Consider the following 15,952-nt stretch of genomic DNA (forward strand, 5'->3'; position numbering starts at 1 on the left):
CCTGGACTTCCTCAGTACCCCGCCTTGCGGTCGACCACGTTATCAAGCTTTTCGCCGCGCTCGAAGGCATCCATCTGCCGCAACATGCTCGGCGCCAGGTGGACAGGGTCGGAGGTCGCCGCCGCGTGCGGCGTCACGAACACTTTCGGGTGACTCCATAGCGGACTGGTCTTCGGCAGCGGCTCGACCTCGAACACGTCGAGGCTCGCCTCCTTCAGCGTGCCGTCGCCCAGCGCGCGCAATATGTCGGCGTCCTTCTGCAGCCGGCCGCGCCCGGCATTGATCAGCACCGAGCCGCCGAGGCCGTTGCGCTTGCGCAATTCCTTCAGCACGCCGTAATTGATGATGCCGTGCGTATCCGGCGTCAGCGGCAGCAGCACCACCAGTATGTCGGTGGCGTTGAGGAAGGGGATCAGCCCGGCCTCTCCGGCATAGGTCGCAACGCCTTTCATGGCCTTGTCGCTGCGCGACCAGCCATTGACGGCAAAGCCGAGCGACAACAGCACCGACGCCGCGGCGCGGCCGAGATTGCCGAGCCCCATAATGCCGACCGAGATGTCGCCGGCCGGCCGCTGCGGCGGTTCGTGCCAGGTCTTCTTCGGCTGCTGGGCACGATAGAGCATGCCCTGGCGATGATGGTCGAGCACCCGCCAGACGACATATTCGGTCATGTATTGGGTGAGGTTGTCGGCTACCACTTTGACGATCGGCACATCGGGCAGGCCGGGATCGGCGAAGATATGGTCGACGCCGGCGCCGATCGAGAAGATTGCGCGTAGATTGGGCAGCGATTTCAAGAGGTTCGGCTTCTGCTTCCACACCACCGCATAGGTGATCGACGGATCCGAAGCGCCGTCCGGCTCCAGCACCACTTCGCGCTCGGCCGACAGCAGCTCGCGCCAGCGCTGCGGATGAAAGCCGGTGACGGCAAGCAGGATTTTGCCTTTTTCCATTTGCGGATTGTATTCCCTGTTATTCGCTGACGATACCGACCGGCGCCGTCTCGATCTTGAACGCGGCCGAGATCAGCGCCTTCGTATAGTCGGTCTGCGGCCGCTCGAAAATCTGTTCGGAAGGGCCGGCTTCGACGATCTTGCCATTGCGCATGACGATGACGTCATTGGCAAGGGCGCGAATGACTTTCAGATCGTGGCTGATGAACAGATAGGCAAGGTCGTGCCTGGCCTGCAGATTGCGTAAGAGGTCGACCACTTGCGCCTGCACGCTCATGTCGAGCGCCGAGGTCGGTTCGTCCAGCATGACGAAGCGTGGATTGAGCACCATGGCGCGCGCAATGGCGACGCGCTGGCGCTGACCGCCGGAGAATTCATGCGGATAGCGGTTCCTGGTCGCCGGATCGAGCCCGACCTCCTTCAGCACGGCGACGACCTTGTCGTCGCGTTGGTCGGGCGACAGCTTCGGCTCGTGGATCTTCAAGCCTTCCTCGATGATCTCCGAGACCGACATGCGCGGGCTGAGCGACCCGAACGGGTCCTGGAAAACGATCTGCAACTCGCGGCGCAGCGGCCGCATGGCGTTGAAGGAAAGCTGGTTGATGTCGCTGCCATTGAACTGGATGGTGCCGGTCGATGAGATCATCCGCGCCAGCGCCAGGCCGAGCGTCGTCTTGCCGGAGCCGGATTCGCCGACGACGCCGAGCGTCTGGCCGGCGCGTACGGTGACGTCGATTCCGTCAACTGCCTTCACATTGTCGACGGTGGTGCGAAAGAAACCCTTCTTGATCGGGAACCAAACCTTGATGTCCTTGCCGGTCATCACAGGCTTGGCGGCGTCGTTGGCGGCCGGCGGCTTGCCTTTCGGCTCGGCGGCCAACAGGTGCTTGGTATAGGCGTGTTGCGGGTTGGCGAAGATGTCCCTGGTCGGCCCGGTCTCGACGATCTTGCCTTTGGTCATCACGCAGACGCGGTCGGCGATCTTTCTGACAATGCCGAGATCATGGGTGATGAACAGCATTGACATGCCCTTGCGGCTCTTCAGCCCCGCCAGCAATTCGAGGATCTGCGCCTGCACGGTGACGTCGAGCGCCGTCGTCGGTTCGTCGGCGATCAGCAGTTCCGGTTCGTTGGCCAGCGCCATGGCGATCATGACGCGCTGCCGCTGGCCGCCGGACAATTGGTGCGGATAGGCGTCGAGCCGCTTTTCCGGTTCGCGAATGCCGACCTCGTTGAGCAGCGCCAGCGTGCGCGCCTTGGCCTGGCGGTCGCCCATGCCCTGATGCAGCGCCAGGATCTCGACGATCTGCTGCTCGATCGTGTGCAGAGGATTGAGCGAGGTCATCGGCTCCTGGAAGATCATGGTGATCTTGTTGCCGCGCACGCTGCGCAACTGCTTTTCGTTCATCGCCAAAAGGTCGGCGCCCTGGAACAGGATCTTGCCCGAGGGATGGCTGGCCGTCGGGTAGGGCAGCAGCTTCAGAACCGACAGCGCCGAGACCGATTTGCCGGAACCGGATTCGCCCACAAGCGCCACCGTCTCGCCCTTGGCGAGATCGAAGGAGATGTGGTCGACGGCTATCGACTGGTTGCCGCCTTGCGTGAAGGCAACGCTGAGATCGCGGACCGAGAGCAGGGGCTCGCTCATCGGAACGCCTTGCGCGGATCGAACGCATCGCGCGTCGCCTCGCCGATGAACACCAGCAGCGACAGCATCAGCGAGATGACGATGAAGCCCGATATACCGAGCCAGGGGGCATTGAGGTTACTCTGCGCCTGTTTTAGCAGTTCACCGAGCGACGCGGTGCCGGGCGGCAGGCCGAAGCCGAGATAGTCGAGCGAGGTCAGTGTCGAGATCGAGGCGCTGACCAGGAAAGGCATGAAGGTCAGCGTCGCCACCATGGCATTAGGCAGAAGATGGCGCAGCATGATGGTGCGGTTGGACACACCAAGCGCGCGGGCCGCGTTGACATATTCGAAGTTGCGTGCGCGCAGGAATTCGGCGCGCACCACGCTGACAAGCGACGTCCAGGAGAACAGCAGCATCAGCCCGAGCAGGATGAAGAAGCCCGGCGGCAGGATGGCGGCGACGATCAGCAGCAGATACAGCAGCGGTATCGCCGACCAGATTTCTATGAAGCGTTGAAAGAGAAGGTCGGTCCAGCCGCCGAAATACCCTTGCAGCGCGCCGGCGGCGACGCCGATAACCGACGAACCCGCAGTCAGGATCAACCCGAACAGCACGGAAATCCTAAACCCGTAGATGATGCGCGCCAGCACGTCGCGCGCCTGGTCATCGGTACCCAGCCAGTTCCAGTTGCCGACAATGCAGTCAGGATCGGCAGCGCCTTGCGGATATTGGCTGCATCGCCTCTGCGCGTCGTATTCCCATGACGGTTTTGCGGGAGCGGCGTCGGGGATCGCATTGTTGACGGTGCGGTAGGAATAGCGGATTGGCGGCCAGATCATCCAGCCATTGGCGTTGATCTCGTCGCGGATGACCGGGTCGCGATAGTCGGTGACGGCGTAGAAGCCGCCGAATTTTTCCTCGGGGTAGGCGACCGCCACCGGGAACAGGATCTCGCCTTTGTAGTAGGCGACGATCGGCCTGTCGTTGGCGATCAGTTCGGCAAACAGCGACAGCACGAACAGAGCGAGGAATATCCACAACGACCAGTAGCCGCGCCGGTTGGCCTTGAAGTTCTGCCAGCGCCGCTTGTTGAGCGGCGACAGCCAGGGGCGGGCGATCCTTGTCGGTGTGATCTCGGCTGCAGCCTGCGTCATCAGACGTCTCTCCGCTCGAAATCGATGCGCGGATCGACCCATGTGTAGATCAGGTCGGACAACAGCGTCACGAACAAACCAAGCAGCGAAAATATATAGAGGTTGGCGAACACGACCGGATAGTCGCGCGCCAACACGGACCTGAAACCGAGCAGCCCGAGACCGTCGAGGGAAAAGATGTTCTCGATCAAAAGCGAGCCGGTGAAGAAGGCCGAGATGAAGGCCGCTGGAAAGCCGGCAATGACGATCAGCATTGCGTTGCGGAACACATGTCCGTAAAGCACCCGCCGCTCCGACAGGCCCTTGGCACGGGCCGTCACCACATACTGTTTGCGTATCTCTTCCAGGAAGGAGTTCTTGGTCAGCAGCGTCGTCGTCGCGAAGGCCGACAGCACCAGCGCCGTCAGCGGCAAGGTCATGTGCCAGAAATAATCGACGATCTTGTCGGGCCACGACAATTGGTCCCAATTGTCGGAGACGATGCCGCGCAGTGGGAACCAGTCCCAGAAGGAGCCGCCCGCGAACAGCACCATCAGCAATATGCCGAACAGGAAGGCCGGTATGGCATAGCCGACGATGATCACGCCGCTGGTCCAGACGTCGAAGGCGGAGCCGTCCTTGACCGCTTTGCGGATGCCAAGGGGGATCGAGATCAGATAGGACAACAGCGTGATCCACAGCCCAAGCGAGATCGACACCGGCATCTTCTCCAGGATCAGGTCAAGAACCGAGATGTCACGGAAATAGCTGTCGCCGAAATCGAAGCGGGCATAGTTCCACAGCATCATGCCGAAGCGTTCGAGCGGTGGTTTGTCGAAGCCGAATTGCTTTTCCAGCTTCTTGATGAATTCCGGATCGAGCCCTTGCGCGCCGCGATACTTCGAGCCGACGTCACCGGCCACATCGAAATTGCCGCCGCCTCCTGCATCGCCGCCGCCGCTGCCGAGGCGGTCGCTGCCGCCCTGGTTGGTCAGGCTGGCGATGACCTGCTCGACCGGTCCACCCGGTGCGAATTGAGTGACGACGAAAGCAACCGCCATGATGCCGAACAGGGTCGGTATCATCAGCAGGATACGGCGCAGTATGTAGGCGCCCATCAGCTTTCACCCTCCCCCTTGTGGGGAGGGTCGATCCGCGAAGCGGAGCGGGGTGGGGGTAGTCTCGATCCGGCGTACGCCGTCACACCCCCACCCCGGTTCGCCATTCGCGCTGCGCACGAAGTGCTCACCGACCCTCCCCACGAGGGGGAGGGTAAAGTGCCGCGCAACAGCCTACCCTTTGCCAATTTTTGCCGCCTTGCCCTTGTCGACCCACCACAGCGCTTCGACCGGGAAGTCGAAATCGGGTTTCCGCTCGGGAAAACCGAACATGTCCCAATAGGCGCTTCGATGATTCGCCAGGAACCAACTTGGAATCCAATCCCTCCGTGCACGCAAGACCCGGTCGAGCGCGCGCATGGCAATTGTCAGGCTTTCGCGACCCTCGGCGGCACCTGCGGCGTCAACCAGGGCGTCGATGGCCGGGCTCGACGTTCCCGGCAGATTGCGAGAGCCCGATACGGTAGCTGCTCGCGAATGGAAAATGGTTTCGAGGTCGTCACGGGTTGGCGTCGCCGGAAACGAGGCCGCGACCGAGACGAGGTCGTAGTCGAACGAATTCTGCCGCAGCTGATATTGCGCGGCATCCACCAGCCGGATCGAGGCATCGATGCCGACCGCCTTCATGTTTTCGACCCAGGGCGAGTAGACCTGTTCGAAGACTTCGTCGTCGACAAGAAACTCTGCGGACAACCGACCACCCTTGTCGTTCACGACGAAATTGCCGGACCGTTTCCAGCCGGCCTCGGCCAGAAGCTTGGCCGCCTTGCCAAGCAACTGCCGGTCGCGGCCGGAGCCGTTCGACGCGTCCTGGATCACGGCTTCGCCAAAAGCCTCGGCGGGAATCTGCTCACGCAGCGGCTCAAGAAGAGCCAATTCTTGTGGCGACGGTCTGCCCTCGGCGCGAAATTCGGATTTCTCGAAGCAGGATTGCGAGCGCTCATAGGAACCGTAGAAGAAATTGCGCCGCGTCCATTCGAAGTCGAAGCAGAGCCCGATCGCCTGCCGCACGCGCGAGTCGCGAAACTGCTCGCGCCGCTGGTTGACGGCGGTGCCCTGCATCGAAGGCACCGTTTCGGCCGGGAATTCGTGCTTCACCACCTTGCCGGCAGTGAACGCTGGGAAGTCGTAGCCGGTCGCCCAGACGCGCGAGGTGAATTCCTCCCTGTAGAGGATTTCTCCCTTCTTGAACGCTTCGAAGGCAACGCTACGGTCCTGATAGAACTCAACGCGGATCCGCTGAAAATTGTTCTGGCCGCGATTGACCGGCAGGTCGTTGCCCCAATAATCAGCCACACGCTCATATTCGATCCAGGCCCCTGCCGACCAGCGACCGACCTTGTAGGCGGCTGACCCCAACGGCGGGTTCATCTGCGAGGAATCGAACGGGTTGGCCGTGTAGAACGCCTTCGACAGGACCGGGAACTCGACGACGTTGAGGATGGTGCGGCTTGTCTGCTTGCCGGAAAACCTAAGCTGCAGCGTGTGGGCATCCACGGCAATCGCGTCATCCAGATGCGTTAGCGGCAGGGAATAGTACGGGTGCCCCTTGTCCTTGAGCAGCTTGAAGGTGAAGGCGGCATCCTCTGCCGTCAATGGCGTGCTGTCATGGAAGCGGGCCTGCGGGCGCAGCGAGAAGGTGAAGTCGTTGCGGTCGTCGGAAATCGTCACGCTGTCAGCGATCAGCCCGTAAACGGCGTCAGGTTCGTCGTACGCTCTCACCATCAGTGAATCGAAGCACATCTCCGTGCGCTGGGGCGAATCGCCTTTGGGAACGAACGAATTCAGCGTGTTGAAGGTCAGCGGCGTCTGGTTGGCAAGCCAGTTGCGCGGCAGGAAGTTGAAGACGCCACCTTGCGGCGCATCGACATTGACATAGTCGAAATGAGTGAAGTCCGGCTTGTATTTGAGGTCGCCGAAAGCCGACAGTCCATGCAGTTTCACGCCGGTTGGGCTGGCGGCGAAAGCCTTGCCCGGCAGCAGCGCAGCAACGGCCGCGGCGCCACTGAGGGCCAGGAAATCGCGGCGAGGGAGCCCCGCCATCAATTGCTGCCCTTGTACTTGGCGGCCAGGGCCTTTTCCTTGTCCGCATCGATCCACCAGGAATCGATATCGGCGCCACGGTAGCCGGGCTGCTTTTCCGGGATGCCGAACTTGTTCCAGTAAGCCAGCCACACAACGGCGCGATAGTATTGCGGCACCACATAGTAATTCCACAGCAGCACGCGATCGAGCGCATGGGTGGTGGCGACGAGGTCATCGCGATCCGTGGCAAAAATGATGCGGTCGACAAGGGCGTCAACGACCGGGTTCTTGATGCCGGAATAATTGCGCGATGCCGGTGTGTCGGCGGCCTTGGAGCTCCAGAAATCGCGCTGCTCGTTGCCGGGCGATTCCGACTGTTGGAGCTGTCCTGTGATGACGTCGTAATCGAAGTTTCTGACGCGGTTGGTGTACTGGCTCGGGTCGACGATGCGCAGTGTTGCATCGACGCCGATCTTGCGCAGATTGGCGATCCAGGGGCTGGAAATGACCTGGTCGGTTTCATTCGAGCCTAGGATTTCAAACTTGAATGGCTCGCCGGTCTTGGCGTTGACCATCTTGCCGCCCTTGATCACCCAGCCGGCCTGGGCGAACAGGTCGACCGCCTGCTTCAGATATTTGCGCTCCGCCTGCGGCGAATCGTAGACCGGCAACTTGAATTCCTGGGTGAATACTTCCGGCGGCAGCTTGTCGCGGTACTTCTCCAGGATCTCCAATTCCTTGCCTTGCGGCAAGCCGCTGGAGGCTAGGTCCGTGCCCTGGAAATAGCTGTGGGTGCGAGTGTTGAAACCGAAGAACAGCGTGCGGTTCATCGATTCGAAATCGAACGGGTAGGTGAGCGCGGCCCTGACCAGACGATCGGCAAACAACCTATGTCTCTGGTTGAGCATGAAAGCCTGCATCGGCTCGGGCGAGGTGGTCTTGAACTCCTGCTTGATCACATCGCCGGCCTTGATCGCCGCGAAATCATAAAATGTCGCCCAGCGCTTCGAGCTGTTTTCCGGCTTGATATCGTCGAGGCCACCTTTCTTGAACGCCTCCCAGGAGGCGTTGTCGTCAAGAATGTAGGTGAAGTGCTGCGTGTCGAAATTCTCCCGGCCGATCTTCACAGCCAGCTTGGCGCCCCAATAGTCGGGGACGCGCTGCCAGACGATTTCCGACCCCGCCTTGAAGCTGGCGATCTTGTATGCAGCCGAGCCCAGCGGCGGCTCCAGCGTCCCCTTGGTGATGTCGCGCTTCTTGCCATTGTCGTCGGTGCCTTCCCACCAATGCTTGGGCAGCACGACAAGGTCGCCGAGGATCTTGGGCAGTTCGCGATTGCCCTTCTGGTCGAAGTGGAACTCGACCTCACGGTCCGAGACAGCGACGGCGTCGGTGACGTTTTCGAAATAGCGGCTGTACATCGGGCTGTTGGCCTTCAGCACCTGGAACGACCAGATCACGTCGTCAGTGGTGATCGGCTGTCCGTCATGCCATTTCGCCCGTGGGTCGAGCCGGTAGGTGGCCGAGGAATAGTCGGTAGGGTACTTGTAGGCATCGGCGATGAGCGGGTGGCTGACGCTGCCTTCGTCAGTCGCTTGATCCATGAGCGTGTCGTAGAGCAGGCCGCCGCCAAATGGCTGCAGGCCGGCCGCCGGCGAGCCCTGCACGACGTAGGGATTGAAGCTGTCGAACGTGCCGGAAACGACCGAATTGTAGGTACCGCCCTTCGGTGCATCCGGATTCACATAATCGTAGCGCTGGAAGTTCTCGCCATATTTGGAGGGGCCGATCAGCGAAGAGGTGGTGTGCCATTCCTGGGGGAAGGATGCCTGCAGGCCGCCTGCGAGGGCGCCCACAACCAGAAAGGACCTCAGAAGCGTTCGGCCAACCGTCATGCGTTCTCCTCGTCGCGATGCCCGGCAATCCTAAATGATTTGACGCCGGTGAAAACCGCCATGCGGCGGCTTTGTCGCCGCATATGCGATTTTCCTAACAAAAAGCCGGGCTGAACCCGGCTTTTTTGAGGTCATGGAGATGACAATTCGGTTATTTGGCGGGCGCCGGTGCCGGCGTCGCAGGGGCTGGAGCTGCACCTTCAGCCGGCTTGGCCGGAGCGGCACCCTCGGCCGGCTTGGCCGGCGCCGTTGCATCGGCGGCGGCACCTGGCGTCGGCAGCGGCTTCGGGCTATCCGACAGCGTGCGCAGATAGGCAATGACGTTGGCGCGGTCCTCGTCCTTCGGCAGGCCGGCAAAGCCCATCGCCGTGCCCTTCACGAATTTCTTCGGCGAGGTGATGAAGTGGTTGAGATTGTCATAGGTCCACTTCTCGGCGCCGCCCTTGGAAAACTCCTTCATGCCGGCCGAATAGGCAAAGCCCTCATGCTCGGCGACGGGGCGGTCGACGATGTCCCAGAGATCCGGGCCGACCTTGTTGGGGCCGCCTTTTTCGCCGGAATGGCAGGCCTGGCATTTCTTAAAGACGGCCGCACCTTGCTCGACATTGGCGGTGGCCAAAAGGTCGGCGATCGGCTTCGCCTCTGCTGCGGGTCCGGCGGCGCCGCCTTCGGCAGGCTCCGTCGCCTCGATGGCAAAGCCGGGTTTTTCCGGCGCCGGCGAGGCAAACAGGGCGTCGGACACCAAACCGACCGAGAAGACGACGAAACAGGTTCCAAGCAACCCGGCGAGCAGTTTGTTGACTTCGTTGGAATCCATACGCCCCAGGGCTCCCTTTTCCGGCGGACCTCTCCGTCCACTCCGTCCGTCGGTATCGTGACCCACCCCGTCGAGCCGGTCAAATCGGGCGGAAACTAGGTCTTTTGCTTGGGCGTTGCAACACCTATAAGGGCGCTTCCAGTGAGACCTTTTGCCACTTTCCCCATCCTCTTTCGAACGCCTTGCAACCTCGATGTCCACGCTCATCCTGATCCCGGCCCGCATGGCCTCGACGCGCCTGCCGGGCAAGCCGCTGGCCGACATAGCCGGCGCGCCGATGATCGTCCATGTCGCCCGCCGCGCCGCTGAGGCTGGGCTTGGCCGGGTAGTGGTGGCAACCGACACGCGCAACGTGGCCGAAGCGGTGCGCGCGCACGGTTTCGAGGCGGTGATGACGCGCACCGACCACGAATCCGGTTCCGACCGTATCTTCGAGGCGCTGACCGCCCTCGACCCCGATCGCAAGGTCGAAACCATCGTCAATGTGCAGGGCGACCTGCCGACCATCGATCCCAAGATCATCGGTGCGGCGCTGAAACCGTTCGAGGACGCTGCGGTCGACATCGCCACGCTCGGCGTCGAGATCGTCCGCGACGAGGAAAAGGCCAACCCCAACGTCGTCAAGATCGTCGGTTCGCCGTTGTCGGCGACGCGGCTGAAGGCGCTCTATTTCACCCGCGCCACCGCGCCCTGGGGCGAGGGGCCGCTCTATCACCATGTCGGCCTCTACGCCTATCGGCGCTCAGCCCTCGAACGCTTCGTCGCGCTAAAACCTTCGCCGCTCGAACGGCGCGAGCGGCTGGAGCAGTTGCGGGCGGTGGAGGCCGGTATGCGCATCGATGCCGAGATCGTGCAATCGCTGCCGCTGGGCGTCGACACGCCGGAAGACCTCGAACGCGCCCGACAAATTCTTTCCTGAGACCTTCAACCTGAGATATCGGCATGCCTGACAAGACCAACAGAATAGCCTTCCAAGGCGAACCGGGCGCCAATTCCGACACCGCCAGCCGCAACATGTTCCCTTCGATGGAGCCGTTGCCGTGCCCCACCTTCGAGGATGCCTTCAACGCGGTCGAGACCAACAAGGCCGACCTCGCCATGATCCCGATCGAAAACACCATCGCCGGCCGCGTCGCCGACATTCATCATCTCTTGCCGGAATCGAAACTCCACATCGTCGGCGAGTATTTTCTGCCGATCCACTTCCAGCTGATGGTGCTGCCAGGCGTCAAACGCGAAGAGATCAAGACCGTGCACAGCCATATCCATGCGCTGGGACAGTGCCGCAAATACATCCGCAAGAACGGTTGGAAGCCGGTGATCGCCGGCGACACGGCGGGCTCTGCGAAGCTGGTCTCGGAGCTCAAGGACCGCACCATGGCCTCGCTCGCCCCGGCGCTAGCCGCAGAACTCTACGGCCTCGACATCATCGAGAAGAACGTCGAGGACACGGATTCGAATGTCACCCGCTTTGTCGTGCTGACCAAGGACAAGCGATTGGCCGAACGGCCCTCGGCCGACACCAAGATGATGACGACCTTCATGTTCCGTGTCCGCAACGTGCCGGCTGCGCTCTACAAGGCAATGGGCGGTTTCGCCACCAACGGCGTCAACATGACGAAGCTGGAGAGCTATCAGTTGGGCGCCTTCACCGCGACGCTGTTCTACGCCGATATCGAGGGCCATCCCGACGATCCACTGGTCAAGCTGGCGCTGGACGAACTGCGCTTCTTCTCGCGCGAAGTGCGCATTTTGGGTGTCTATCCCGCCAGCGAGTCGCGCGAGCAGTGGAAGGTCGCGGACTAAGGTTCCCTAAACCAGCAGGGTCAGCGGCACATAGTCGATTTCCATGAAGGTTTCGACTTCCGGGATCCAGCGGTCGCGCACGAAGGCAACGTGGTCGGGATGCTCGTTATATCTGGTGTAGGCGGCCTGATCGACGAACTCCATCGAGAAGCCGAAGTGATAGTCGTTTTTCGGGCTGACTTGCCGCAGCGGCTCGAAATGGGTGACGCCCTTGATTGCGCTGAGAATGCGCTTGGCATCGGAGAGGAACCGCTTTTCCTCCAGCGAGTACTGCGGGTGCTTCAGGGTGAAAACCACGGTGTGACGGATCATTTTTTGCTCCCGTTAAGCAATTCCAGGAAAAGTGTGAAGCGGTTTTCCGTCCGGAATTGCGTAAAATAACAAGTCTTATTCGCTGTCGACCCAGGCGCGGATCAGATGATGCGCGATCGCGCCTTTCGGCGGCGTGACCAGATTGTCCTTGTGCGTCCTCTCCAGCATGGAACGCACCTCGTCGCGAAAAAACCAGCGGCAATCTTCCAACTCGTTGAGATCGGCCTGGATGTCGTCATTGAGCGGTTCGCCGAAACAGCCGATCATCAGCGAATAGGGGAACGGCCAGGGTTGGCTGGCATGGTAGACGACGCGGCCGAGCCGGATGCCGGCTTCCTCCAGCGTTTCGCGGCGCACCGCCGCCTCGATCGTCTCGCCCGGCTCGATGAAGCCGGCAAGCGCCGAGTACATGCCGGGCCCGAAATGCCGGCCGCGGCCGAGCAGGCATTTTTCCCGCGTCGCCGTCAGCATAATCGCCACCGGATCGGTGCGTGGAAAGTGCTCGGTGCCGCAATTTGGGCAATGGCGCTTGTAGCCGCCGGCCCGCATATGCGATTCATGGCCGCATTTGCTGCAGAAGCGATGGGTGGCATGCCAGGCAAGCAGGGCGGCGCCTTGCGCCAGCGCGCCCGCTGCCGCCTCGTCGATCAGCCCCTGCATATAGACCGAGCGATAATCGATCGCCTTCATGGTCTCCGGTAGCTGTTCGGGATCGAGGCCGACCGGCACGGCAAGGACCGGGCCGCTCTCGGCAAAGCCAAGCAGCACGCCTTGTGCGAGTGATGGCTGCAGCTTCTGGCTCTCAGCCAGATCGAACCAAGGGTCGAAGCTGCCATCGTGCAATTTCAGATACAGCCGTCCGCCATGCATCGGCAGAAGACGTGCCGAGGGATCGGCCAACGCCCTTTCGACGGAATCGTCGGCGCGGTTCTCGGATTGCCGATCAATCGTGTTTCCGGCGAAGCCGACGAACTGGCTCGGTTCGCGCAAGGGCGCGTCAAAAAGGCGAAAGGTCATGGAAGCTCGAACGTCTAGGGATGGACACAGGCGGCTTATAGCGCCGCCTTGATCTGCTGCGCAAATTGGCGGATGCCTGAACGCTCATAGGGCTCGCGCATGCCGTGCCCCCACACCGGCCCCGGCCAGCCCGGATCGCCTTCCGAGCGGGCGATGACGTGGACATGCAATTGCCGAACGATGTTGCCGAGCGCGCCGGTGTTGATCTTGGTGCAGCCCGTGGTTCTTTTCAGCGCCTGCGCCACCATGTTGGTTTCGAAGGTCAACATCGCCTGGTCGAGCGGCGTCATGTCGTGGATTTCTTCGGCCCCCGGCCGCTGCGGCACCAGGACCAGCCATGGCCAGCGGCTATCGTTCATCACCCTGAGCTCGCACAGGCCGAGCCACATCAGCTGCTCGCTATCCGCCTCCAGCCTGGAGTCGAGCGTGAATCCGGCCTTGAGGCCCGGTAGCATTGGCGTTTCCCTTGCGCTTCTCGCATTATTCCCAAACTCATGACGCTAGAGCGGCTGCACGGGGGCTGCAAGCGATTCATTGAGCGGCGGAGTTCAAGGGCATCCGATTCTCAATGCACCCTTGCATTTGATCGCTGAATTGCCGATATGGAACGCGGGAGGTTGGTGGTGGACGATCCACTCGCCAACCGGGTCAGGTCCGGAAGGAAGCAGCCCTAACGAGCCCGGAACGGGTCATTGTTCCAGCCTCCCACCTCATCGGCCCCTCTCGCGACATTGACGACGCATTGCAGCGCGGGCGAGACTATTGGAGCAATTCCAGGGAAAGTGTGAGCGGTTTCCCGTCCGGAATTGCGTTAAAGCAAAGGGTAGAGCGGTTTGCCGTTTCAGAAAACGGTGAAACGATCTAGCAGGAATCGGCTACGCTGAGACGCGGCCTTTTGGAGCTTTACGGGCGAATGAGCGAAGCCGGAAATTCGGACCCCGAAAACCTGGAGAAGCAAAAGGCCGTCGCCTATCGCGTGCTGGCGCGCAAATATCGTCCGTCGAATTTCTCGGAACTGATCGGCCAGGAGCCGATGGTCCGCACTTTGACCAACGCTTTCTCCACAGGCCGCATCGCCCAGGCCTGGATGCTGACCGGCGTGCGCGGCGTCGGTAAGACCACGACGGCGCGCATCCTGGCGCGGGCGCTCAACTACAAGACGCCGACGGTCGACCATCCCTCGGTCGACCTCGCCCTCCTGGGCGAGCACTGCCAGGCGATCATGGAAGGCCGCCATGTCGACGTCATCGAGATGGACGCCGCGTCGCATACCGGCATCGACGACATCAGGGACATTATCGAGCGCGTGCGCTATGCCCCGGTGTCGGCGCGCTACAAAGTCTACATCATCGACGAAGTGCACATGCTCTCCACCCAGGCCTTCAACGGCCTGTTGAAGACGCTGGAAGAGCCGCCGCCGCACGTCAAATTCATCTTTGCCACCACCGAAATCCGCAAAGTGCCGATCACCGTGCTGTCGCGCTGCCAGCGTTTCGACCTGAGACGCATCGATGCCGGCGCACTGGTCGCGCACCTCTCCTCGATTGCCGGCAAGGAAGGCATATCGGTCGACGACGACGCGCTGGCGATGATCGCGCGCGCCGCCGAAGGCTCGGCCCGCGATTCGCTCTCCATCCTCGACCAGGCGATCGCCCATGGCGGCGGCGCCGTCAGCGCCGAAGCGGTGCGCGCCATGCTGGGTCTCGCCGACCGCGCCCGCATCATCGACCTGTTCGAACATGTCATGAAGGGCGATGTGGCGGCCGCCCTTGCCGAATTCCGCAACCAGTACGACACCGGCGCCGATCCGACTGCCGTGCTGACCGATCTGGCCGAATTCAACCACCTCGTCACCCGGCTGCGCTTCGTGCCGACGGCTGCCGACGACGCTTCCCTGTCCGAGGATGAGCGCCGCCGCGGCGCCGACTTCGCCAGCACGCTGTCGGTCAAGGTTCTGTCGCGAACCTGGCAGATGCTCTTGAAAGGCATTCCCGAGGTGCAGTCATCCAACCGACCGGTCAGCGCCGGCGAGATGGTGCTGATCCGGCTGGCGCATGCCGCCGACCTGCCGACGCTGGACGAGGCGCTGAAATCTCTAGAGAGCGGCGCTCCGGCGTCCGGTGGTGTTTCACGCCCGAATGGTGCGCCGGTAAATGCCGGCAATGGCGGCGGCGCCAGCGCGGTAGCGCAGACCCGGATGCCGTCCGGGCCAGCCGGTGCGCAAACCATGCGATTGGTCGACGCGCCCCCGGTCGCCTTTGTCGCGCCTCCGCAGCCGGTCGTCGAGCCGCAATCGCCGCCGCTGAAATCGCTGGCCGATATTGTCGCTCTTGCCGACGCGCAGCGTGACATCGCCTTCAAGGTGCTGGTCAAGAGCTGTATTCGCCTGGTGCGCATCGAGCCTGGCCGTATCGACGTCGGCCTGACCGCCGATGCGCCCAAGATGCTGCTCAACGACTTGACGACGAAGCTGCGGGCCTGGACCGGCCGCAACTGGCTGGTGTCATTGTCGAAGGAAGAGGGCGGCCAGACGTTAGCCGAGATGGAATCGACCAGGCGCGAGACCGCTTTCTCCGACGCGAAAAGCGATCCGGCGGTGGCCGCCATCCTCGCGCGCTTTCCCGGCGCCAAGATCATCGACGTGCGCATTCCCGACGCGCCGGAAGTCGACACCGACAAGGCCGAAGCGCCGGTCGAGCCGCCGTCCGACGACGACGAAACCTGACCATAGCCACGAATCCGCAAAGGACCCGACCATGAAAGATCTTCTCAGCCTGATGGGCAAGGCGAAGGAAATGCAGGCCAAGTTCCAGGCCATGCAGGACGAGATCGCGACGATTGAAGCAAGCGGGCAGGCGGGCGGCGGGCTGGTCAATGTCACGCTGACCGGCAAGTTCGAAATGAAGTCGCTGAAGATCGATCCGTCGCTGTTCAAGGAGGACGAGGTCGAGATTCTCGAAGACCTGCTGCTGGCCGCTCACAATGACGCCAAAAATAAGGTCGAGCAGATTATGCAGGAGAAGACCAAGGCGCTGACGGCAGGCTTGCCGATCCCGCCCGGAATGAAATTGCCGTTCTGAGCCGGCTCCAACCAGTTAATTGATTATGAAGGGAAATCGGCTGCGGAGGCTGTTGTTAAGACTTTCTCCGGCTTTGCTCACGCGGACATATCCGGGCATTTATAAAGTTTTACCTATGCTGCACGAAAGCTAATCCTTTAGCCATCTTTTTGCCTTTAAGAGTCTC

General features: G+C 61.8%; 14 protein-coding genes and 1 other RNA gene. 5 read left to right on the top strand and 10 right to left on the bottom strand.

Going from position 1 to position 15,952, the window contains the following annotated elements; genetic code table 11:
- Positions 1-11: 11 nt before the first annotated feature.
- From NKK52_RS28525 to NKK52_RS28555, 7 genes are all read right to left on the bottom strand, one after another.
- Positions 12-953, bottom strand: coding sequence for a 2-hydroxyacid dehydrogenase (locus tag NKK52_RS28525; RefSeq protein WP_023682039.1), 942 nt, complete (start codon positions 951-953; stop codon positions 12-14).
- 19 nt (positions 954-972) lie between these two features.
- Complete coding sequence (locus NKK52_RS28530) at positions 973-2,601, bottom strand: ABC transporter ATP-binding protein (RefSeq protein ID WP_023682038.1); 1,629 nt, start codon at positions 2,599-2,601, stop codon at positions 973-975.
- The gene (locus tag NKK52_RS28535) at positions 2,598-3,737 is read right to left on the bottom strand and encodes an ABC transporter permease (RefSeq protein ID WP_023682037.1); all 1,140 of its coding nucleotides are present in this window, start codon (positions 3,735-3,737) and stop codon (positions 2,598-2,600) included. Before NKK52_RS28535 ends, NKK52_RS28530 begins: the two co-directional genes overlap by 4 nt.
- Entirely contained in the window at positions 3,737-4,834 is a 1,098-nt protein-coding gene (locus tag NKK52_RS28540; RefSeq protein ID WP_023669509.1) for a microcin C ABC transporter permease YejB, read from the bottom strand. Before NKK52_RS28540 ends, NKK52_RS28535 begins: the two co-directional genes overlap by 1 nt.
- A gap of 174 nt (positions 4,835-5,008) precedes the next feature.
- The gene (locus tag NKK52_RS28545; RefSeq protein WP_023682036.1) at positions 5,009-6,877 is read right to left on the bottom strand and encodes an extracellular solute-binding protein; all 1,869 of its coding nucleotides are present in this window, start codon (positions 6,875-6,877) and stop codon (positions 5,009-5,011) included.
- Positions 6,877-8,754 carry an extracellular solute-binding protein gene (locus NKK52_RS28550; protein WP_023682035.1) on the bottom strand — a complete coding sequence of 626 codons (1,878 nt, stop codon included), beginning with the start codon at positions 8,752-8,754 and terminating at the stop codon, positions 6,877-6,879. The genes NKK52_RS28545 and NKK52_RS28550 overlap by 1 nt, the downstream gene beginning before the upstream one ends.
- A 151-nt stretch (positions 8,755-8,905) precedes the next feature.
- Entirely contained in the window at positions 8,906-9,571 is a 666-nt protein-coding gene (locus tag NKK52_RS28555) for a c-type cytochrome (protein ID WP_023669512.1), read from the bottom strand.
- A 193-nt stretch (positions 9,572-9,764) separates the two neighbouring features.
- On the opposite strand from NKK52_RS28555, the gene NKK52_RS28560 reads away from it, so the two are divergent.
- Positions 9,765-10,490, top strand: coding sequence for a 3-deoxy-manno-octulosonate cytidylyltransferase (locus tag NKK52_RS28560; RefSeq protein ID WP_023669513.1), 726 nt, complete (start codon positions 9,765-9,767; stop codon positions 10,488-10,490).
- A gap of 23 nt (positions 10,491-10,513) precedes the next feature.
- Positions 10,514-11,377: a prephenate dehydratase gene (locus tag NKK52_RS28565; RefSeq protein ID WP_023682034.1), complete on the top strand. Its 864-nt coding sequence runs from the start codon at positions 10,514-10,516 to the stop codon at positions 11,375-11,377.
- A 6-nt stretch (positions 11,378-11,383) separates the two neighbouring features.
- Here NKK52_RS28565 and NKK52_RS28570 read toward each other — a convergent pair whose 3' ends face one another.
- From NKK52_RS28570 to NKK52_RS28580, 3 genes are all read right to left on the bottom strand, one after another.
- Entirely contained in the window at positions 11,384-11,689 is a 306-nt protein-coding gene (locus NKK52_RS28570; protein ID WP_023669515.1) for a Dabb family protein, read from the bottom strand.
- A 75-nt stretch (positions 11,690-11,764) separates the two neighbouring features.
- Positions 11,765-12,706, bottom strand: a complete 942-nt coding sequence (gene nudC / locus NKK52_RS28575; RefSeq protein ID WP_023682033.1) for an NAD(+) diphosphatase — start codon at positions 12,704-12,706, stop codon at positions 11,765-11,767.
- Positions 12,707-12,741: 35 nt separating this feature from the next.
- Entirely contained in the window at positions 12,742-13,161 is a 420-nt protein-coding gene (locus NKK52_RS28580; RefSeq protein WP_023682032.1) for an HIT domain-containing protein, read from the bottom strand.
- A 157-nt stretch (positions 13,162-13,318) separates the two neighbouring features.
- On the opposite strand from NKK52_RS28580, the gene ffs reads away from it, so the two are divergent.
- The 3 genes from ffs to NKK52_RS28595 all read left to right on the top strand — a co-directional run bounded on the left by ffs (position 13,319) and on the right by NKK52_RS28595 (position 15,786).
- Positions 13,319-13,415, top strand: an RNA gene (ffs, locus tag NKK52_RS28585) — signal recognition particle sRNA small type.
- Between the two features lie 204 nt (positions 13,416-13,619).
- On the top strand, positions 13,620-15,431 hold the full coding sequence (locus NKK52_RS28590) for a DNA polymerase III subunit gamma/tau (protein WP_023682031.1): 1,812 nt from the start codon (positions 13,620-13,622) through the stop codon (positions 15,429-15,431).
- A 31-nt stretch (positions 15,432-15,462) separates the two neighbouring features.
- Positions 15,463-15,786, top strand: coding sequence for a YbaB/EbfC family nucleoid-associated protein (locus NKK52_RS28595; RefSeq protein ID WP_023682030.1), 324 nt, complete (start codon positions 15,463-15,465; stop codon positions 15,784-15,786).
- Positions 15,787-15,952: the final 166 nt, after the last annotated feature.

Origin of the sequence: Mesorhizobium sp. C277A, assembly GCF_040324395.1 — a bacterium.
GTDB lineage: Bacteria > Pseudomonadota > Alphaproteobacteria > Rhizobiales > Rhizobiaceae > Mesorhizobium.